The following is a 21,899-nucleotide window of genomic DNA, read 5'->3' as shown; positions in this document are numbered from 1 at the left end:
CACTTTCGTTAAGTCTATTCTAACATTTTTTAGTTTGTTCTGACAGGTGTAATAAGCTGTACGAAACTGTCTGTATCATTTTTAGGAAGAAGTGTAAAAGGACGAACGTTTGAAATGAAACGAATACGAACTTCCGGTTCTTTTATAACACGAAGCGCATCAATCAGATATTGTGGGTTAAAGCTGATTGCAATATCCTCACCAGTTTTTTCAATTGCTGTCAACTCTTCATGAACACTACCAACTTCAGGTGAATTGGCTGTTGTAATTACTGAATCTCCTGAAACAGTAAGTTTAACAGTACCATTTGATGTTGCATTTGATAAGAGACGTGCACGTTCCATTGTACGACGTAAAGCAGCCACATCAAAGACGAGATTTAAGCTATAATCAGCTTCATTAGGTATTAAACGATTCGTATCAGGGTAAGTACCTTCAATTAGACGACTGTAGTAACTGATACGCTCATTACGGAAGAGAATTTGATTATTCGCCAAGGAAATATCCAAATCTTCCTCATCATTAGTAAATACATTTTTGAAACTTTGGATAGACTTACTAGGAAGAACGACATCAAAATCAGAACCGTCATTCTCAAGAGCAAGCAAGCGTTGGCTCATACGATGTGAGTCAGTCGCAACAGCTTTGAGATTTTTCTTATCTGATAAGACCAAATGTACCCCAGTAAAAATAGGACGACTTTCTTGCGTACTTACAGCAAATACTGTTTCTGTAAAAATTTCTTTCAAAAAACCAACATTAATTTTAAGAGGATTTTCTTGTGAAATTTCTTGAATACGTGGATAAATTTCGGCATCCTGTCCTTTTAAAGTAATTTCTGACTTTCCAGAAGTGAGTAGTACTTGTTTTTGTTCTAATTCTTCAAATTCTAAAGTAAGTTCTGGCATTTGACTAACTACACTTTCAAAGAATGAAGCTTCCAATAAGATACTACCAGTACCAGAGATATTCATTCCAGCATCTTTATCACTGGCAGGTAAAAAGTTCTCAATCGAAATTTGACCATTGGATCCTGTTAGTGTAATTCCTTCTGCACTGACTGTAATTTTTAATTTGGTTAAAGCAGGAATAGTAACTTTTGAACCAATCGCTTGTTTAGTAATTTTTAGTGCATTTTGAAAAGCTACTTTGTTAATTGAAAATTTTATCATGATAGTCCTTTTCTTTATTTATTTATATAAATATATTAGTAATAGTAGTAGGTCTTGTGAGTATGGGGATAAGCGCGAAAACATGAACTTTTATAAGTTTTCCACTGTGTATAAGTAGAGGATAACTCAAGGAAATCTTTTGAAGTTTTCCACAGGTCACTTTTTATTGAAACAGTCGCTTGATGGCGTCAATGTCTTTTTGAACATCGATGTCATTTTTCATTTTTTCTGTTATTTGCTTGTGCGCATACATGACAGTAGTATGATCGCGTCCACCAAACTCATTGCCAATAGCTGGAAGACTGAGTGCCAACAATTCACGAATCAAATACATTGCAATTTGTCTTGGAAATGCAATTTCTTTTGGTCGTTTAGGCCCAATAAGATCAGCTGTTGACACATGATAGTATTTTGCAACCTCATCTTGTATTTTTTTGACTGTCAAATTTGACAAAGGTTGCTGCGTATTACTTTTAAGAGAACGCAGAGCTTCACTGGCGGTATCAATATTGACTACCGTTTGGTTGTTTGTTTTCGCAACAAACTCTACACGATTAAGTGCACCTTCAAGTTCACGGACATTTGAGTCAATTTGGCCAGCGATATAACTAAGAGTTTCTTGAGGGAATTCTAAATTACTGCTCTCAGACTTTGTCTGGAGAATGGCCATACGTGTTTCATAGTCAGGTGCTGTGATGTCTGTCGTTAATCCCCATGAAAAACGAGTCACTAAACGCTCCTCAAGTTTATTGAGTTCTTGTGGTATACGGTCCGAAGTGAGAACGATTTGAGCACCACGATCATGAAGAGTATTAAAAGTATTGAAAAACTCGTTTTGGGTACCTTCTTTATCACTAAAGAACTGGACGTCATCAAGAAGAAGTATATCTAAGTTTCGATATGTTTCTTCAAATTTTGCCATCTGTCCTTTACGTGTTGCATTGACATAGTCATTGACAAAAGTTTCTGCAGATACATATTTAACCTTAGAATGCGGATTATCTTTCAAGATTTCGTTGCCAATCGCATGCATCAAATGTGTCTTGCCAAGTCCAGAACCTCCATAAATGAAGAGAGGATTATAAACATCCCCTGGTTTATCGGCAACAGCAAAAGCAGCAGCTTTTGCCCATTTATTACCTTCACCTTGGATGTAGTTATCAAAAATGTACTTTGGATTTAAGCGCGTGAAGTCCGGAGTTGCTAGAGCAGGTGCTTCATCAAATCCATCTTGTTCATTGGTTTCTTGTTCAATTTTTTCTGAAACTTCTTCTTCTGAAAGTAAATTGAAACGAATTGGTCGATCAAAAATTTCAAACCCAGCTGTACTGATTAGTCCTTCCTGACTCCGCCAAAAATCTTTATGAAACTTCGCACCCACGATAATGGTTGCTACATCATTTTCAATTTCTAACAGTTGGGCAGGCTCAATGAAGAAATCATAAGACTGCGGCTTGATATTTTTTTTCGCTAATTCTTTTACTCTCGTCCAAAATTCTTTTTTTTCTTTTTGGAGAGCCATATTTTTCCTCTAATATATTAAAATTAAGTAGAACCTATTATATCATGTTGATAACTATTTATCCACCGCTGTTGAAAAAAAATATGGATTTTCCACAGAAGTGGATAACTATCCCCGGAACTGTGGATAATTTGGAAAAATGAAAAGTTTTCCACAGGAGGCGAATGCTATAACAAGCATTTCTAAACTTTTCCACAAAAAAGTAAAACAAAATTTTTGTGAATAAATCTTGGGATAAAAAATCCACAGTGAATTCACTGTGGATTTTTTGTGAGTTTATTCAAGAGTTCTTCGAGTTTTTCTAAACTGTCAAAATGCAACTCTAGTTTTCCATTTTGGTGCTTTTCATTATATGAAATTTTATTACTTACACCTAAACATCTTGCAATTTCTTTTTCCTTTTCTTCTATATAAATGCTTTTTTTATTATTCGTTTTTTTAGTGGGAACTTTTTGGTAAATGATATCTTCAAGTTGTCGCACATTAAGTTTTTCCTGAATGACTTTATGAGCTAAGGAAACTTGTTTTTCTTTATTTTCTTCAGCAAGAAGTGTCCGGGCGTGAGCCAAACTAATTTTTTTCTCTTCTAATAGATGAAGTATTTCTTGAGGAAGTTTTAAAATTCTCAAGAGATTTGAAATATATGAGCGAGATTTTCCGAGATGTTGAGCAACTTCATCATGAGTCAATGAGCTTTTTTCTAAAATTTTTTTGATGCTTTCAGCTTCGTCTAATGGACTCATGTCATCACGCTGCAAATTTTCCAAAATAGAGAGCACCATCATATCCTTATCAGAATAAGAACGAATAATTGCTGGTATCTTATCAAGCTTCGCCAGTTTCGATGCACGCAAACGCCGTTCTCCTGCTAGAAGTTCATAGCCAAAAAGATTACTCTTACGAACAATAATGGGTTGAAGAACACCATTAACTTCTATAGAATGTGATAACTCTTTTAACTTATCGTGATCAAAATGTTTGCGTGGTTGATAAGGATTTTTACTAATATCTTCTATATTTAGTAGATAAATTTTTTCTTCCATGAGCTAATAATACCACAAAATGCCAAAAACGAGAATAAAACACAAAAAAAATAAGTGATTAAACGTGACAACGGCGGGGTTTTCCGAACGAGTGTAAAAAAAAGGGAGAAAAAGCACAGTTTATTCTTGACAGAACAAATTGAGTTTGATAGAATATAATAGTTGTCGCGAGAGAGCGTATCTCTTACGAGAGCGATAGACCTTTGAAAACTGAATAAAGTAGAATGACTATATGCGAGAAGTTAACTTCTTGTATACCAACTGTCAATTCAATAATGAAAGACAAAACAACAGCCAGTTCATTTGATGAACTAAATTTAAATGAGAGTTTGATCCTGGCTCAGGACGAACGCTGGCGGCGTGCCTAATACATGCAAGTCGAGCGATGATTAAAGATAGCTTGCTATTTTTATGAAGAGCGGCGAACGGGTGAGTAACGCGTGGGAAATCTGCCGAGTAGCGGGGGACAACGTTTGGAAACGAACGCTAATACCGCATAACAATGAGAATCGCATGATTCTTATTTGAAAGAAGCAATTGCTTCACTACTTGATGATCCCGCGTTGTATTAGCTAGTTGGTAGTGTAAAGGACTACCAAGGCGATGATACATAGCCGACCTGAGAGGGTGATCGGCCACACTGGGACTGAGACACGGCCCAGACTCCTACGGGAGGCAGCAGTAGGGAATCTTCGGCAATGGGGGCAACCCTGACCGAGCAACGCCGCGTGAGTGAAGAAGGTTTTCGGATCGTAAAACTCTGTTGTTAGAGAAGAACGTTAAGTAGAGTGGAAAATTACTTAAGTGACGGTATCTAACCAGAAAGGGACGGCTAACTACGTGCCAGCAGCCGCGGTAATACGTAGGTCCCAAGCGTTGTCCGGATTTATTGGGCGTAAAGCGAGCGCAGGTGGTTTCTTAAGTCTGATGTAAAAGGCAGTGGCTCAACCATTGTGTGCATTGGAAACTGGGAGACTTGAGTGCAGGAGAGGAGAGTGGAATTCCATGTGTAGCGGTGAAATGCGTAGATATATGGAGGAACACCGGAGGCGAAAGCGGCTCTCTGGCCTGTAACTGACACTGAGGCTCGAAAGCGTGGGGAGCAAACAGGATTAGATACCCTGGTAGTCCACGCCGTAAACGATGAGTGCTAGCTGTAGGGAGCTATAAGTTCTCTGTAGCGCAGCTAACGCATTAAGCACTCCGCCTGGGGAGTACGACCGCAAGGTTGAAACTCAAAGGAATTGACGGGGGCCCGCACAAGCGGTGGAGCATGTGGTTTAATTCGAAGCAACGCGAAGAACCTTACCAGGTCTTGACATACTCGTGCTATCCTTAGAGATAAGGAGTTCCTTCGGGACACGGGATACAGGTGGTGCATGGTTGTCGTCAGCTCGTGTCGTGAGATGTTGGGTTAAGTCCCGCAACGAGCGCAACCCTTATTACTAGTTGCCATCATTAAGTTGGGCACTCTAGTGAGACTGCCGGTGATAAACCGGAGGAAGGTGGGGATGACGTCAAATCATCATGCCCCTTATGACCTGGGCTACACACGTGCTACAATGGATGGTACAACGAGTCGCCAACCCGCGAGGGTGCGCTAATCTCTTAAAACCATTCTCAGTTCGGATTGCAGGCTGCAACTCGCCTGCATGAAGTCGGAATCGCTAGTAATCGCGGATCAGCACGCCGCGGTGAATACGTTCCCGGGCCTTGTACACACCGCCCGTCACACCACGGAAGTTGGGAGTACCCAAAGTAGGTTGCCTAACCGCAAGGAGGGCGCTTCCTAAGGTAAGACCGATGACTGGGGTGAAGTCGTAACAAGGTAGCCGTATCGGAAGGTGCGGCTGGATCACCTCCTTTCTAAGGAATATAAAAAAAGATGTTGTTCTACTTTATTCAGTTTTGAGGGGTCTATAAAGACCAAACAAGCAGTCTTTTGATGCAAGATAGAGAAGATTGCGTTGAGAGAAGGGGCCTTAGCTCAGCTGGGAGAGCGCCTGCTTTGCACGCAGGAGGTCAGCGGTTCGATCCCGCTAGGCTCCATAAGATACGAAAGTGTCTTGTCAACGAAGACGTTAAAATAGGAATTGATCATTGAAAACTAAATAACAATATCTTATAACGATAAATAAACCGAGAAATGGTAAAACATTTCTGTAAAGCTGCGAATTATTTTAAATAGTTCGAAAAAACTTATACTTGTTTTAATGGCAAAGTTAATAAGGGCGCACGGTGGATGCCTTGGCATTAAGAGCCGAAGAAGGACGTGACTAACGACGATATTCTAGGGGGAGCAGTAAGTACGCATTGATCCCTAGGTCTCCGAATGGGGAAACCCACTATGTTATGCATAGTATCCGTAAGTGAATACATAGCTTACGAGAAGGTAACGCAGAGAACTGAAACATCTAAGTACCTGCAGGAAGAGAAAGTAAAAACGATTTCCTAAGTAGCGGCGAGCGAACGGGAAACAGGCCAAACCAAGAAGCTTGCTTCTTGGGGTTGTAGGACTGCAACGTGGACTTAAAGTCTATAGAAGAATTACCTGGGAAGGTAAGCCAAAGAGAGTAATAGCCTCGTATTTTAAATAGACTTTATACCTAGCAGTATCCTGAGTAGGGCTGGACACGCGAAATCCAGTTTGAATCCGGGAGGACCATCTCCCAAGCCTAAATACTCCTTAATGACCGATAGTGAACCAGTACCGTGAGGGAAAGGTGAAAAGAACCCCGGGAGGGGAGTGAAATAGCACCTGAAACCGTGTGCCTACAAGAAGTTCGAGCCCGTCAATGGGTGAGAGCGTGCCTTTTGTAGAATGAACCGGCGAGTTACGTTATGATGCGAGGTTAAGCTGAAGAGGCGGAGCCGTAGCGAAAGCGAGTCTGAATAGGGCGCTTTAGTATCATGATGTAGACCCGAAACCTAGTGACCTATCCATGAGCAGGTTGAAGGTGCGGTAAGACGCACTGGAGGACCGAACCAGGACACGTTGAAAAGTGTTTGGATGACTTGTGGATAGCGGAGAAATTCCAAACGAACTGGGAGATAGCTGGTTCTCTCCGAAATAGCTTTAGGGCTAGCGTCGCAATTTAAGTGTATTGGAGGTAGAGCACTGTTTGGATGAGGGGCCCATCTCGGGTTACCAATTTCAGATAAACTCCGAATGCTAATACACATGTGCGGCAGTCAGACTGCGAGTGCTAAGATCCGTAGTCGAAAGGGAAACAGCCCAGACCACCAGCTAAGGTCCCAAAATATATGTTAAGTGGAAAAGGATGTGGGGTTGCACAGACAACTAGGATGTTAGCTCAGAAGCAGCTATCATTCAAAGAGTGCGTAATAGCTCACTAGTCGAGTGACCCTGCGCCGAAAATGTACCGGGGCTAAACATATTACCGAAGCTGTGGATTTAATATTAATTAAATGGTAGGAGAGCGTTGTAATCAGCGATGAAGGTATACCGTGAGGGGTGCTGGAGCGATTACAAGTGAGAATGCCGGTATGAGTAGCGCAAGATAAGTGAGAATCTTATCCACCGTAAGACTAAGGTTTCCAGGGGAAGGCTCGTCCGCCCTGGGTTAGTCGGGACCTAAGGCGAGGCCGAAAGGCGTAGTCGATGGACAACAGGTTGATATTCCTGTACTAGTATTGTTAGTGATGGAGGGACGCAGTAGGCTAAAGGGAGCCAGTTAATGGATTCTGGTCTAAGCAGTGAGGTGTGGAATGTGTCAAATGCATTTTCCTTTAACATTGAGCTGTGATGGGGAAGCAACTACGGTTGCGAAGCCCTTGATGTCACACTGCCAAGAAAATCTTCTAGCGTTTAATTCAATACTACCCGTACCGCAAACCGACACAGGTAGTCGAGGCGAGTAGCCTCAGGTGATCGAGAGAACTCTCGTTAAGGAACTCGGCAAAATGACCCCGTAACTTCGGGAGAAGGGGTGCTGTAGAAATACAGCCGCAGTGAAAAGATCCAAGCAACTGTTTATCAAAAACACAGCTCTCTGCTAAACCGCAAGGTGATGTATAGGGGGTGACGCCTGCCCGGTGCTGGAAGGTTAAGAGGAGGGGTTAGCTTAGGCGAAGCTCTGAATTGAAGCCCCAGTAAACGGCGGCCGTAACTATAACGGTCCTAAGGTAGCGAAATTCCTTGTCGGGTAAGTTCCGACCCGCACGAAAGGCGTAATGATTTGGATACTGTCTCAACGAGAGACTCGGTGAAATTTTAGTACCTGTGAAGATGCAGGTTACCCGCGACAGGACGGAAAGACCCCATGGAGCTTTACTGCAGATTGATATTGAGTACCTGTGAAGCATGTACAGGATAGGTAGGAGACTTTGACCTTGGGACGCTAGTTTCAAGTGAGTCGCTGTTGGGATACTACCCTTGCTTCATGGTTGCTCTAACCCACACGCATAATCGGCGTGGGAGACAGTGTCTGTCGGGCAGTTTGACTGGGGCGGTCGCCTCCTAAAGAGTAACGGAGGCGCCCAAAGGTTCCCTCAACATGGTTGGAAATCATGTGTAGAGTGTAAAGGTATAAGGGAGCTTGACTGCGAGAGCTACAACTCGAGCAGGTAGGAAACTAGGGCTTAGTGATCCGGTGGTACCGCATGGAAGGGCCATCGCTCAACGGATAAAAGCTACCCTGGGGATAACAGGCTTATCTCCCCCAAGAGTTCACATCGACGGGGAGGTTTGGCACCTCGATGTCGGCTCGTCGCATCCTGGGGCTGTAGTCGGTCCCAAGGGTTGGGCTGTTCGCCCATTAAAGCGGCACGCGAGCTGGGTTCAGAACGTCGTGAGACAGTTCGGTCCCTATCCGTCGCGGGCGTAGGAAATTTGAGAGGATCTGCCCTTAGTACGAGAGGACCGGGGTGGACTTACCGCTGGTGTACCAGTTGTTCCGCCAGGAGCACCGCTGGGTAGCTATGTAGGGAAGGGATAAGCGCTGAAAGCATCTAAGTGCGAAGCCCACCTCAAGATGAGATTTCCCATTCTTTATGAATTAAGAGCCCTGAGAGATGATCAGGTTGATAGGCTGGAAGTGGAAGTCCTGCGAGGGATGGAGCGGACCAGTACTAATAGCTCGAGGACTTTACCAAGTAATAGAACATATGAGTTCAGCTTTACTTATTTATCAAGAGATTGTTATTTAGTTTTGAGTGTTCAATACATTCAACTTTAGGCTTTTAGAGCCTGACCTTATGAAAATAGATAAGTTGAGAACCTGCGTGTGACGCAGAACCACAACTTCCTAATTTTCTACAGGTCAAAACGTCTCTAAAAGCACTAGACCATGATTTGGTATTCATTGCATAGGAGATACACCTGTTCCCATGTCGAACACAGAAGTTAAGTCCTATTACGCCGGAAGTAGTTGGGGGTTGCCCCCTGCGAGATAGGGTAAATGCCAAGTTTATATGGTCCGTTGGTCAAGGGGTTAAGACACCGCCTTTTCACGGCGGTAACACGGGTTCGAATCCCGTACGGACTATATTCTCAAATCCCGATTTATGATCGGGTTTTGTTTTATGCGGATTAGCTCAGTTGGTAGAGCGCACGACTGTTAATCGTGTTGTCGTCGGTTCGAGCCCGACATCCGCAGTCAAGTAAATCAGCCTGTGGCTGTTTTTTTTTGTTGTGTTATAATAGTAGATATTGAAGGAAGTAAAATATTATGCAAAAACGCTATACCACATGGAACGAATATTTAAGAGGGACTTTTGGAGAAAAAATTTTTAAGGTTCCCATTGATGCTGGTTTTGATTGTCCCAATCGGGATGGGACTGTTGCACATGGCGGCTGTACATTTTGTACCGTATCTGGTTCTGGTGATTTGATATTAGAGCCTGATGCACCAATTGCTGAGCAATTTCGTGTGGAAGTTGAAGCTTTTCATAAAAAATGGCCTGGTGTAAAAAAATATATCGCCTACTTTCAAAACTTTACCAATACTCACGCTCCAGTTGAGGTTTTACGTGAACGTTTCGAAGAGGCTGTGAATCAGCCCGATGTTGTGGGTATATCTATCGGAACACGACCTGATTGTCTTCCGCCAGATGTGGTTGATTATCTGGCGGAACTTAATACGCGTATGGAAGTTTGGATTGACTTAGGTCTTCAAACAACATTTGAAAAGACAAGTGATTTAATTAACAGAGCACATGATTACCAAACTTATACGGATGCCGTAGCTCGTTTACGTGAGCATAATATTAATGTTTGTGTCCATTTGATCAATGGATTACCTGGTGAAAGCCATGAAATGATGTTAGAGAATGTACGCCGCATGATTTTAGATTCGGATATTCAGGGTGTCAAGCTTCATTTACTGCATTTAATGAAAAATACGCGAATGCAACGTGATTATCATGATGGACGTCTGCAACTTTTGTCTCAGGATGAATATGTAAAGATTATCTGTGATCAGTTAGAGATGATACCTAAAGAAATTGTTATTCATCGGCTCACTGGGGATGCACCCCGTGAGGCTTTGATTGGTCCGATGTGGTCTTTAAATAAGTGGGAAGTCTTGAATGCGATTGATCGTGAAATGGAGCGACGTGGCTCTGTTCAAGGCTGTAAAAATATTAGAAAAGTGGAGTCAATTACCTATGCTTAGACCAATTGAGATGGCACATCAGATGTTATCTAAAACAATTAAGTCTGGTGATGTGGTCGTTGATGCGACCATGGGGAATGGTTGGGATACAGCTTTTCTTGCAGGTTTGACGGATAAGGTATATGCCTTTGATGTGCAAAAGGAAGCCTTAGTTTCAACCCAAGCTTTATTGCAAGAAAAAAAACTAGAAGCCAAGTTAATCTTAGATGGCCATGAGAGTATTGATAAATATGTCAAGGATTCTGTAAAAGCTGCTATTTTTAACTTAGGTTATTTGCCTCGGGCAGATAAATCGGTTATTACACAGCCCAGTACGACTTTAAGAGCTTTAGACATCCTAAAAGAAAAACTTCTACCTCATGGGCAGATTATGCTTGTTGTTTATTACGGACACGAAGGTGGTCAAAGTGAAAAAAATGCTGTTCTTGCTTGGGCAAGTGAGCTTCCCCAAGCACAATGGCATGTGATGAAATATGAGCCTCTGAACCAGATCCATACACCACCTTTTTTGATTTGTATTGAAAAGCGATAAAACACGTATTTGCGTGTTTTATTTTTTTTCGATTCTTTATTTTGTTAGAATGAAAGTGTGATAAAAATGAGTCAAAAATAAACTTTTAAAAGAATGGAAGAGTAGTTAGAACTTTCCATCAATACTTTAAGGCTTAAAAGACTAGCTATTAATACTCATTTAAAATAGTAGGTTAAAAAGTGCATCAAATTAAAAAATAGATAAGAAGAATGCATTGATATTTATGTATAATAATGTTAAAATAAGAAGATTTTTAGTTAATATTTATTTTGGAGGCTGAAATGGAAGGAATTTTACTCGCTCTCGTCCCAATGTTCGCATGGGGATCCATTGGTTTTGTATCAAATAAAATCGGTGGAACAGCAAAACAACAAACTTTGGGGATGACTTTTGGAGCCTTTGTCTTTGCTCTGATAGTATTTCTTATCCGTCAACCTCAATTAAGTTTTCCTATTTTTCTTATTGGTTTTATTGGTGGCTTTATTTGGGCAATTGGTCAAAGTGGACAGTTTCACTCTATGAAATATCTCGGTGTATCCGTAGCTGGTCCTTTATCTGCGGGGTCCCAACTCGTTTTGGCAGCACTAATCGGTGTCTTCATTTTCCATGAGTGGACCCAAAATATTCAATATACATTAGGGTTTATTGCCATTTTAGCTTTAATCGTTGGTTTCTATTTTTCTGCAAAAAGAGATCCTGAAAATACCATTGCTGTAGAAAAACATCACTATGTTAGAGGTTTGATTTGTTTAGCTTACTCGACTTTAGCTTATGTATCTTATGTGATTTTGTTTAATAATTTATCCGCTCTGTGGTTCAATATTCATTTTGATACATTAACAATTATTTTTCCAATGTCAATCGGAATGGTTGTAGGTGCTTTTGTTCTTTCTGGTGGTGATATAAAAATGGAAGCAGTTGTTTTTAAAAATATTTCTGTTGGACTAATGTGGGGCGTGGGTAATGTTTTTATGTTACTCGCAGCTTCACTGGCAGGGAATGCTATTGCTTTTTCCTTCTCCCAATTAGGAGTAATCATTTCAACAATTGGAGGTATTCTCTTTTTAGGCGAGAAAAAAACAAAAAAGGAGTTAGCCTACATTACTATAGGTACAGTATTGTTTATTATTGGAGCAATCTTACTTGCTATTGTCAAAGCAAAAGGTATCAATAATTGATGTGCTGAAGAAATGTAAAAATATGATGATAGAGGAGTGATATGAACATTTTTCGTAAAAGAGTAGTTCAAGAAAAAAGTGAAATGAAACGTACTCTTAATTCGATGGACTTAACTTTATTAGGTCTAGGATCAATGGTGGGAGCAGGTATTTTTACTTTTACTGGTGTTGGTGTAGCCCTGATTGCTGGGCCTTCGCTTATTATATCCATTATTATTGCAGGGATTGCTGTAGGGTTGTCAGCTCTAATCTTTGCTGAGTTTGCTTCACGTGTACCAAGCCGAGGTGGGCCTTATGGCTACATTTATGCTGTTTTTGGAGAATTTCCTGCTTGGATCGTAGGCTGGCTTTTGGCAATTGAATTTTTTACAACAATTGCAATCGTTGCAAAGTCATGGAGTGGTTATTTCAAAGGCTTGCTGCATTTGCAACTTCCTTCCAGATTTGAAGGCTCATTTGGCCATACTTCAGGTTTTTCTATTGATTTAATTCCAATGTTGGTAGTGGCTGCCATAACGGTGATGATTTTCTTAAACACCCGAACAGTGTCACATTTGAATAATACTCTCGTTGTTTTAAAATTTTCAGCATTAATTGTTTTTGCTATTGTTGGTCTTTTTTATCTGGAACCTGCAAATTGGTCTAACTTTGCACCTTTTGGCTTGGGTTCCTTAATCGGTGGTCAATCGGGTATCTTACCAGGTGCTTCGATGCTCTTTATTGCCTTTATTGGTTACGAAACAGTGTCGACAGCGGTAGATGAGGCTGAAAATCCCCGTCGAAATATTCCTTATGGCGTAATTAGTTCACTTTTTGTTGCTGTAGTCTTTTATATTATTGTGACATTGGTGCTTACAGGAACAGTGCCTTATTATAAGCTAAATGTCACAAACTCTATTGCATTTGCTCTTGCTTATCTTGGAGTTGAGTGGGCAGCGACTTATATTTCTATTATAGCGGTGATTACTTTGCTCAGTGTTGCTCTCACCATGTCCTATGCCTTATCACGCTTACTTTACTCTATGAGTCGTGATGGGCTTTTACCTCCAAAGCTCAGTAAAATTTCAGCTAAGCACCAAACACCAATTAATGCTACACTCGTTATTGGAGGTACTTCAATGTTGATAGCTGGCTTTGTTCCTATGTCTTATCTCAGTCAGTTTTTGAGCTTATCTACATTGTTATATCTGATTGTATTAGCTCTTGGTTTGTTAAAGCTTCGTAAGGAACAAGGGTTGCCACAACCTCATGAGTTTAAAACTCCACTAGTACCTTTGATTCCTATCTTATCAATTATTGTCAATGGCTTTTTAATCGTCCACTATCATACCCAAATATGGCTTTTTCTTCTAATTTTACTTATGTTTGCAGCTGGTTTCTACTTTGTTTACAGTTATCGTCATTCTAAACTAGAAAATTCTATAAAATAAAAAACTTTCTTGTACAAGAAAGTTTTTTATTAGAGTTTTTCGTTTACAAAACGGACGAATTTATTCCACATCACGACAAAGACATTTGCACGTTCCACATCTGTCTTAGCTGTAAGAGGAAAATGATAACCTGAAAAACCTGGGAGATAGCCGAGCTTATCTTTTTGTGTAGCTGTAGCCTGAACTAACTCTTCTCCTTTTTTGATGGGAGCCTCGATATTTGTTTTAGGATCGCGATCAAAGGTAATTTCAATTGCATTTATGTCGGCTGTACCATTTTTTAAGGGGACTACAGCGGAGAAGTTATCTTTAGCTATAAGATCAATACTGTTTTTCTTTCCGTCTCGTACAGGAAGTCTAGCGAAATCGCTGAGTTGCTCATCCTTACTAATAATATCTGCATTTGTCCAAGAAGCATAAACTTGGTTCATAAGATCATTAGTGAGTGTAAAAGGTGTTGAATTATCTACAGAAGGGTCTTTAGCTTCTAAAATAACCGTAATAATACGGAACCCATTTTGAACTGTTGTAGCAGCAAAACAGTCGACATAAAATGAAGTTGAACCAGTTTTAAGGCCATCTACACCGGCACGTGTTGTTGTAAACCCAGGCAACATTTGATTAGTATTTGCTAAAGTAGTTTCAGATTGCCCCCCCTTATCAAATGGAAGTTCTGTTTTTTCGGTGATTTTCAATATTTCGGGATAATCTTTGAGGAGATGTGTACACATGATGGCAACATCTTGAGCACTCATTGTATTGGCATCATTTTCAGTAGATCCTGGATAAATATTTTCACCGAGCTCGCTGTTTGGGAGGCCAGAAGAAGTATAAAGCTTAGCATCTGTAATGCCCCACTCTTTCAATTGAGCCATCATCATATCAACAAATTTCGGTTCCGAACCAGCAATTTTTTCTGCCAAGGCTATAGCAGCGGAGTTAGCTGAGGGTAAAAGCAAGGCATTAAGTAAATCTTTAACCGTGACTTCAGTTCCCTCAGCAAGTGGGATATTACTTGCGTTGCTGTTCATTGTTAAATTATAAGCATAGTCAGAAATAGGTACTTTTGTATCCCAAGCAATTTTTTTCTCATCGACACTCTTATAAACCAAGTAGGCCGTTAAAAGTTTAGTGATTGAGGCGATGCGCGTGCTTGAATCCGTTGCATTTTGGCTATAAAGGATTTTACCACTGCTTGCATCTACGGCGATAGAAGATTTTGCTGCCACAGAAAAATCCTCAGCTTGAGCATTTATAGTAGCCAAAGGAGAGAATAAAAGCAGTAAGGAGAGGAAAGTGATTACGATTTTTTTCATGTTTCTATTTTATCATACCAGCGAAATAAGGTCTAATGTATTTCAAAAATAATATGTGTTAAACTCACACTAATAGATGCTTTAACAGCAAATCAATGGTTTCACGTAAAACATTTCTTCTCTTTTAGGAAAATCTATGCAAATATTTATTATTTTACAGAAGTAAATGAAGTTTACAGTATCGGTAAACTTCATTTACAATAGCTCTTTTTACCCTCTTAGATAGGCATGCAAGAAATATTTGCTAGACATTCTATTCTTTTTAATATATCATGATGGGGCATGAAAGGAGTAAAGATGAATTTAGCCACTATTTTAGTAGAGGAACGGAAGAAAAAAGGAGAAACGCAACAAAAAGTTGCTGATACACTCTATATCTCAAGACAATCCCTTTCCAACTGGGAGAACGGGAAAAACTTTCCAGATGTTCCGATGCTGATAGAACTAAGTAATTATTATGTTTTTTCACTTGATATTATTAAAGGAGACCCGCAGTTTATGAAGAAAGTTAAGAAGGATTATGAGTTAATCAATACGAAGAAAGCGAACAAGAAGTACTCAATACTATTGATTATATTGACCAGCCTTATCCTCCTCTTATCATTATTACTCATTCCTTTATCTCAGAACAACGTAACTTTACTAAATGGTATTACAATAATTATCTTCCTCTTCTGCATTCTCCTTTTACATGTGACTGTAAGCTTTAATAAACTTGCTTATCAGCATTATAAAGGAATAATGGATTCTCCCCTTTGGGTGCCAAAAGCATTCGGTTATGGCCTCAGTATTAATCCTTATAATAAGATAGGGCGCATACTGACTATTGTTCTCGTAATTTTTTTAGATTTTTTATTTGTTGCCCTAATTATCGCTATTTTATTTTTCGGTTATCCTGCTACATCATTTATTCATTAACCCAGATATGAGGCAATTAAGCGCGCGTGTCAGTATAGAAAATGCAAAAAAATTTGTAAAGAAATACTTTTCTCTAATAATATGCAAAATAAAGTTGACAGAGTGTTGAAATTTTGATAAGATATTAAACGGTACTTTTTATATTTGGTCCTAATAAGGAGAACTTGTATAAGTTGCCAAACTTCTTGTCAGAACTTGGATTAAGCGACCATATACTGACATTCCAACTTTATAAAAAAACAGAAAGGATTGTTTATTCGTTTTATTTCGCTTTGCGGTTCTCCGTAAATAAAAGGGATAAGCAGACAGAAAAATGCCTACTATTAACCAATTGGTGCGTAAAGGTCGTCACTCTAAAGTGGAAAAATCTAACTCACCTGCATTGAACATCGGCTATAACAGTCGTAAAAAACTCCAAACTAAAGTAGCAAGCCCACAAAAACGTGGTGTTGCAACTCGTGTTGGAACAATGACTCCGAAAAAACCTAACTCAGCGCTCCGTAAATTCGCTCGTGTACGTTTGTCTAACCTTATCGAGGTTACAGCATACATCCCAGGTATCGGTCACAACTTGCAAGAACACAGCGTTGTACTTCTTCGTGGTGGTCGTGTAAAAGACTTGCCAGGGGTACGTTACCACATCGTTCGTGGTGCACTCGATACAGCTGGTGTAACAGATCGTAAACAAAGCCGTTCTAAATACGGTACTAAAAAACCAAAAGCGTAATTGAAAGGAGATAAGAAGAATGCGTAAAAATCGTGCCCCAAAACGTGAAGTTTTGGCAGATCCAATGTACAACTCAGTAGTAGTAACACGTCTTATCAACCGCGTTATGCTTGATGGTAAACGTGGCGTTTCTACAAATATCGTTTACGGAGCTTTCAAACAAATTGAAGAAGCTACTGGAAACAACCCACTTGAAGTTTTCGAAACAGCTATGGAAAATATCATGCCTGTTCTTGAAGTTCGCGCTCGTCGTGTTGGTGGTTCTAACTATCAAGTCCCAGTTGAAGTTCGTCCAGAACGTCGTACAACTCTCGGACTCCGTTGGTTGGTAACAATCGCTCGTAACCGTGGTGAACACACTATGCAAGACCGTCTTGCAAAAGAAATTCTTGATGCTGCAAACAACACAGGTGCTGCAGTTAAGAAACGTGAAGACACACACAAAATGGCAGAAGCAAACCGTGCGTTCGCTCACTTCCGTTGGTAAGAAGATGACCCTTGGTCATTATTCTAGAAAAAGCTTGACTTTATGGTCAAGTTTTTTTATTTTCAAAGATAAGAAAATAAAAAAATATACACATTTACATAACAAAAATATGAGAAAAAAGCTACAAAAAACACTTAAACACCTTGCAGATTTGATGAATTTGTAGTAAAATAAGGCGAAAACACTTTCAAACTTAAGGAGTATATTACACAATATGAAAAAATTGTCTAAAACCGCCTATGGCGGTGTCGCAGGGAAAGATTACCTCCCTTATGAAGATGGACGCAAAAAGAGTGCTGGCAACCCAGTTGTAATTGTTATTGGTATTATTTTGGCCATTCTTTTTGCAGCATCTACTGCCTATTCAGGAATGCGTGCTGGTTTAACAGTAGCTGCAGGTATCCCAGGGGCTATTCTTGGTTCAGGACTCTTGTCAATTTTTATCCGTAAAAATAACTTCCTGATGAAGAATATCCTCCAGTCAATGGCAACTGGTGGTGAGTCAATTGCCTCAGGTCTTATCTTTGTCTTACCAGCAGTTATCCTTATCGGACAACAAGTCTCTTTCTTTGAAGGTGTAATTGTTGGTGTTTCTGCGGTTCTTGTATCTCTTGGTATTTTGTCATTTGTTCAAGACTATCTCTTAGTTGAAGAACATGGCACACTTGTTTATCCCGAAGCAATGGCAATTTCGGAAACGCTTGTTGCTTCTTCAACAGGTGGTAACTCACTTAAATACATGGGTATCGGTTTCGGTGTTGGTGGTCTTATTACTGCATTCACTTCAGCAGTTTTTGGTGTTGTGAACAACGTTGTAAGCTATACAAACGAAACATTCTATAAATGGAAACTTGAAATTGAAGTAAATCCAATGCTTGCTGCCATCGGCTTTATTGTTGGGCTTGAGGTTGCAGTAATGATGTTTGCTGGTTCAATCCTTGCTAACTTTGGTATCGCTCCATTGATTGGTTACTTCTCAGAAATGGCTGGAAACGGTCATCATGTTTGGAATGACCCATCTACTCCAATCCAAGCTATGAATTTTGCCGCAATCTCTGGATCATATGTTAAATACATTGGTGCGGGGATGATGATTTCAGGTGGTATGATTGGGGCAATTCGTCTTATCCCAACAATCATTAACTCTGTTAAAGCAACACTCGATGGACGTAAAAATGCCGAAGCTGGAGAACGTGATTCACTTGGTATCTTTGCTATCCTTATTGGTATTGTTGCAACATTTGTTGTTGGCTTCATTATCTCTGGTGGGAACATAGCCATGACTTTCCTTGCTGGTATTCTTTCAATCGTTCTTTCAATGTTATTCATCATCGTTGCAGGACGCTTGACAGGTACAATCGGTACATCTAACTTGCCAGTATCTGGTATGACAATTGCCTCACTTGTTATCCTGACTCTTGTTTTCTTGACAATGGGTTGGACATCAAGTGCAGACCTTAAATCACTCTTGCTCTTCGGTACCTTCATCGTTGTAGCGATTTCAGTAGCTGGTGGTTATACACAAGCTCAAAAAGTTACTTTCATCACTGGTGGTAATAAATATGAAGTACGTCGTTTCTTCCTTGTTGCTGCTGTTCTTGGTGTTGTAGTGGTAACAGGTGTTATCGTATTACTTCGTGATCAATTAGCTTTAACGGGTGATGCAGCTCAGTTCGCCTTACCACAAGCAAACTTGATGGCAACTTTGACTGATGGTATCATCGGTGGAGAACTTCCATGGCATATGATTATTGCTGGTATCGTGTTTGGTATTATCCTTTACATGATTAAAGTTCCAGTTATGACATTTGCGATTGGTTTCTACCTTCCAATTTCAACAACGTCAATTATTCTTATTGGTGCTTTAGTTCGTATTTTGGTGGAAGTTCTTGGTAAAAAAGATACAGAAGCTGTTCAAGAAGAACGTATGTCATCAGGTGTCTCTTTATCGTCAGGTTTAGTTGCCGGTGCATCAATTATTGGTTTGTTGGGTATTATCCTTCAAGTTTCAGGAGTCGTAACTCCAGGAACACCTACGGGATTTGTAGGTTCTAACGCCATGGCTTGGGTACTCATGGTTATCTTAATCATTGCGATTGTAGCACCATTGATGTCAATCAAGAAAGCTCCGGCTGCCGAGAAGTCAGATGAGTAATAAAAAGAAAAAAGATGATATTTCAGATGAAAATCTGAATATGATTTTCCGGAAAAAAGATAAAGTGTTATTTGAATGGCACGAAGGTCGGATTCGGATTTATAAAGATCAAAAACATTGGACACAAAATCTTATGCGTAAGATGGGGGCGAAAATACCTCAACGTACGTACATGTCTTTGGATGAATATGGTACACTTGTTTTTAGCATGATCGATGGTAAAACAACTGTAAAGGAAATAGGAGAAGCACTAAGTGCACAGCACGAGGAAGCCTCTCAACAACTCTATGAGCGTCTTTTCCTGTACCTTAATCATTTAGAATCTGTCGAAAGATGGATTGAGATTGTTGAAAAAGGGGAATAGTCTCCTTTTTCTTTTTTTGATAAAAATTTTTCATGAAGAAGAAGTAAGTCTTTTTGAAAAAAGCTTAAATTTTATTTAAAAATAGTTGAAAGATAAAAATAGAACTATAAAAACCTTTATTATTATGATATAATGGGGTGTAAAACTAAAAATTAATTAGGAGAAAACTATGGCTCGCGAATTTTCACTTGAAAATACTCGTAATATCGGTATCATGGCTCACGTCGATGCCGGTAAAACAACTACCACTGAACGTGTCCTTTACTATACTGGTAAAATTCACAAAATCGGTGAAACTCACGAAGGTGCATCACAAATGGACTGGATGGAGCAAGAACAAGAACGTGGTATCACTATCACTTCTGCTGCGACAACTGCCCAATGGAAAGGCAACCGTGTAAACATTATTGATACACCAGGTCACGTGGACTTCACAATCGAAGTACAACGTTCACTCCGTGTTCTTGACGGTGCAGTAACTGTACTTGATGCTCAATCAGGTGTTGAACCACAAACTGAAACAGTTTGGCGTCAAGCAACTGACTATGGAGTTCCACGTATCGTTTTTGCTAATAAAATGGATAAAATCGGTGCTGACTTCTTCTATTCACTTTCTACATTGCACGATCGTTTGGGCGCTAACGCTCATCCAATTCAAATCCCAATCGGAGCTGAAGAAGACTTCGTGGGTATCATTGACTTGGTAACTATGCGTGCTGAAATCTATACTAACGACCTTGGTACAGATATCCGTGACGAAGAAATCCCAGCAGAATACATGGAACAAGCTGAAGAATGGCGTACAAAACTCATCGAAGCTATCGCTGAAACAGACGAAGACTTGATGGAAAAATACTTTGCAGGTGAAGAAATCACTGAAGCAGAGTTGAAAGCTGCTATTCGTAAAGCAACAATCAACGTTGAATTCTACCCAATGCTTGCAGGTTCTGCCTTCAAGAACAAAGGTGTTCAAATGATGCTTGATGCGGTTATTGATTACCTCCCAAGCCCATTGGACATTCCTGCAATCAAAGGTGTTAACCCAGATACAGACGAAGAAGACGAACGCCCAGCATCTGATGATGCTCCATTTGCGGCTCTTGCCTTCAAGATCATGACTGACCCATTCGTTGGACGTCTTTCATTCTTCCGTGTTTACTCAGGTACATTGGATGCTGGTTCATACGTCTTGAATACTTCTAAAGGTAAACGTGAACGTATCGGACGTATCCTCCAAATGCACGCGAATACTCGTCAAGAAATCCAAACAGTTTATGCTGGTGATATCGCCGCTGCTGTTGGTTTGAAAAACACTACAACTGGTGACTCATTGACTGACGAAAAAGCACGTATCATCCTTGAGTCTATCGAAGTTCCAGAACCAGTTATTCAACTTTCTGTTGAACCTAAATCAAAAGCTGACCAAGATAAAATGGGTGTTGCCCTTACTAAATTGGCTGAAGAAGATCCAACATTCCGCGTTGAAACAAACGTTGAAACTGGTGAAACAGTTATCTCTGGTATGGGTGAGCTTCACCTTGATGTCCTTGTTGACCGTATGAAACGTGAATTCAAAGTTGAAGCTAACGTTGGTGCGCCTCAAGTATCATACCGTGAAACATTCCGTGCACCTACTCAAGCACGTGGATTCTTCAAACGTCAATCAGGTGGTAAAGGTCAATACGGTGACGTATGGATCGAATTCACACCGAACGAAGAAGGTGCTGGTTTCGAGTTTGAAAATGCTATCGTCGGTGGTGTGGTTCCACGTGAATTCGTACCAGCCGTTGAAAAAGGTTTGGTAGAAACTATGGCTAACGGTGTCCTTGCTGGATACCCAATGGTTGATATTAAAGCTAAGCTTTATGATGGTTCATATCACGATGTCGATTCATCAGAAACTGCCTTCAAGGTTGCGGCTTCACTCGCTATGAAAGAAGCTGCTAAGACTGCACAACCTGCAATCCTTGAACCAATGATGAAAGTTGTCATCACAGTTCCTGAAGAAAACCTCGGAGATGTTATGGGTCACGTAACAGCTCGTCGTGGACGTGTAAACAGCATGGAAGCACATGGTAAATCACAAATCGTTAATGCATTTGTACCACTTGCTGAAATGTTTGGTTATGCAACTACTCTTCGTTCATCTTCACAAGGTCGTGGTACATTCATGATGACATTTGACCACTACGAAGATGTACCTAAATCAGTACAAGAAGAAATTATCAAGAAAAACGGTCGCGGTGGCGATGCTGAATAATCTTTGATTATTTCAACTAATAAAAAGCAATATCTTTAAGGTGTTGCTTTTTTTTATTTTTAATTATTCGAGAATATATCCCAGATGCTGTAATTTTTATGATTAAATTTGAATGCTTTGCTTGATTGTTCGGTTTTTCTACGTTATAATTAAACCAACA

Annotated in this window: 14 protein-coding genes, 3 tRNA genes and 3 rRNA genes; 16 read left to right on the top strand and 4 right to left on the bottom strand. The window is 40.1% G+C overall.

All coding sequences use genetic code 11. The features are described 5' to 3' along the window. Window positions 1-29: 29 nt before the first annotated feature. The 3 genes from dnaN to J0J33_RS02350 form a co-directional block, all read right to left on the bottom strand. A complete protein-coding gene (gene dnaN / locus J0J33_RS02360) occupies window positions 30-1,172 on the bottom strand; it encodes a DNA polymerase III subunit beta (RefSeq protein ID WP_173816975.1) in 1,143 nt (380 codons plus the stop codon). 163 nt (window positions 1,173-1,335) lie between these two features. Next, window positions 1,336-2,694: a chromosomal replication initiator protein DnaA gene (gene dnaA, locus J0J33_RS02355; protein ID WP_019292464.1), complete on the bottom strand. Its 1,359-nt coding sequence runs from the start codon at window positions 2,692-2,694 to the stop codon at window positions 1,336-1,338. A 254-nt stretch (window positions 2,695-2,948) separates the two neighbouring features. Continuing rightward, on the bottom strand, window positions 2,949-3,737 hold the full coding sequence (locus J0J33_RS02350; protein ID WP_173816977.1) for a ParB/RepB/Spo0J family partition protein: 789 nt from the start codon (window positions 3,735-3,737) through the stop codon (window positions 2,949-2,951). 317 nt (window positions 3,738-4,054) lie between these two features. Between J0J33_RS02350 and J0J33_RS02345 the strand changes: the two genes are divergently transcribed. The 10 genes from J0J33_RS02345 to J0J33_RS02300 all read left to right on the top strand — a co-directional run bounded on the left by J0J33_RS02345 (window position 4,055) and on the right by J0J33_RS02300 (window position 13,512). Then, window positions 4,055-5,603 (top strand): 16S ribosomal RNA (locus tag J0J33_RS02345). A gap of 110 nt (window positions 5,604-5,713) precedes the next feature. Then, window positions 5,714-5,786 (top strand) — tRNA-Ala (locus tag J0J33_RS02340). Window positions 5,787-5,952: 166 nt separating this feature from the next. Beyond that, a 23S ribosomal RNA gene (locus J0J33_RS02335) occupies window positions 5,953-8,852 on the top strand. 198 nt (window positions 8,853-9,050) lie between these two features. Further along, window positions 9,051-9,166, top strand: a 5S ribosomal RNA gene (gene rrf, locus J0J33_RS02330). Together the 16S, 23S and 5S rRNA genes with 3 tRNA genes alongside form the textbook arrangement of a ribosomal RNA operon. A 6-nt stretch (window positions 9,167-9,172) precedes the next feature. Then, a tRNA-Glu gene (locus J0J33_RS02325) sits at window positions 9,173-9,244 on the top strand. 38 nt (window positions 9,245-9,282) lie between these two features. Next, a tRNA-Asn gene (locus tag J0J33_RS02320) sits at window positions 9,283-9,355 on the top strand. Between the two features lie 72 nt (window positions 9,356-9,427). After that, window positions 9,428-10,372, top strand: coding sequence for a TIGR01212 family radical SAM protein (locus J0J33_RS02315; RefSeq protein ID WP_061415309.1), 945 nt, complete (start codon window positions 9,428-9,430; stop codon window positions 10,370-10,372). Then, on the top strand, window positions 10,365-10,904 hold the full coding sequence (locus J0J33_RS02310) for a class I SAM-dependent methyltransferase (protein ID WP_019292787.1): 540 nt from the start codon (window positions 10,365-10,367) through the stop codon (window positions 10,902-10,904). Before J0J33_RS02315 ends, J0J33_RS02310 begins: the two co-directional genes overlap by 8 nt. A 281-nt stretch (window positions 10,905-11,185) precedes the next feature. Further along, the gene (locus J0J33_RS02305; protein WP_019335267.1) at window positions 11,186-12,082 is read left to right on the top strand and encodes a GRP family sugar transporter; all 897 of its coding nucleotides are present in this window, start codon (window positions 11,186-11,188) and stop codon (window positions 12,080-12,082) included. Window positions 12,083-12,123: 41 nt separating this feature from the next. Then, on the top strand, window positions 12,124-13,512 hold the full coding sequence (locus J0J33_RS02300; RefSeq protein WP_019292789.1) for an APC family permease: 1,389 nt from the start codon (window positions 12,124-12,126) through the stop codon (window positions 13,510-13,512). 29 nt (window positions 13,513-13,541) lie between these two features. Here the strand turns inward: J0J33_RS02300 and J0J33_RS02295 are convergent, their stop codons facing one another. Next, window positions 13,542-14,828 carry a serine hydrolase gene (locus J0J33_RS02295; RefSeq protein WP_019294135.1) on the bottom strand — a complete coding sequence of 429 codons (1,287 nt, stop codon included), beginning with the start codon at window positions 14,826-14,828 and terminating at the stop codon, window positions 13,542-13,544. 297 nt (window positions 14,829-15,125) lie between these two features. Here J0J33_RS02295 and J0J33_RS02290 point away from each other — a divergent pair, with 297 nt between their 5' ends. The 6 genes from J0J33_RS02290 to fusA all read left to right on the top strand — a co-directional run bounded on the left by J0J33_RS02290 (window position 15,126) and on the right by fusA (window position 21,739). Then, the gene (locus tag J0J33_RS02290) at window positions 15,126-15,746 is read left to right on the top strand and encodes a helix-turn-helix domain-containing protein (RefSeq protein WP_173817290.1); all 621 of its coding nucleotides are present in this window, start codon (window positions 15,126-15,128) and stop codon (window positions 15,744-15,746) included. Window positions 15,747-16,059: 313 nt separating this feature from the next. Further along, entirely contained in the window at window positions 16,060-16,473 is a 414-nt protein-coding gene (gene rpsL / locus J0J33_RS02285; protein ID WP_003133552.1) for a 30S ribosomal protein S12, read from the top strand. Window positions 16,474-16,492: 19 nt separating this feature from the next. After that, window positions 16,493-16,960: a 30S ribosomal protein S7 gene (gene rpsG, locus J0J33_RS02280; protein WP_003133550.1), complete on the top strand. Its 468-nt coding sequence runs from the start codon at window positions 16,493-16,495 to the stop codon at window positions 16,958-16,960. Between the two features lie 214 nt (window positions 16,961-17,174). Further along, window positions 17,175-19,115 carry an OPT/YSL family transporter gene (locus J0J33_RS02275; RefSeq protein ID WP_003133548.1) on the top strand — a complete coding sequence of 647 codons (1,941 nt, stop codon included), beginning with the start codon at window positions 17,175-17,177 and terminating at the stop codon, window positions 19,113-19,115. After that, window positions 19,108-19,479 carry a PqqD family protein gene (locus J0J33_RS02270; RefSeq protein WP_003133546.1) on the top strand — a complete coding sequence of 124 codons (372 nt, stop codon included), beginning with the start codon at window positions 19,108-19,110 and terminating at the stop codon, window positions 19,477-19,479. The genes J0J33_RS02275 and J0J33_RS02270 overlap by 8 nt, the downstream gene beginning before the upstream one ends. Window positions 19,480-19,648: 169 nt before the next feature. Continuing rightward, window positions 19,649-21,739 carry an elongation factor G gene (fusA, locus tag J0J33_RS02265; protein ID WP_019294137.1) on the top strand — a complete coding sequence of 697 codons (2,091 nt, stop codon included), beginning with the start codon at window positions 19,649-19,651 and terminating at the stop codon, window positions 21,737-21,739. Window positions 21,740-21,899 lie beyond the last annotated feature (160 nt).

The sequence above is a fragment of the Lactococcus sp. LG1267 genome, assembly GCF_017309545.1.
Lineage (GTDB): Bacteria > Bacillota > Bacilli > Lactobacillales > Streptococcaceae > Lactococcus > Lactococcus petauri.
Note: the sequence above shows the minus strand (reverse complement) of the source record. Positions and strands in the feature narration are given on the sequence as shown.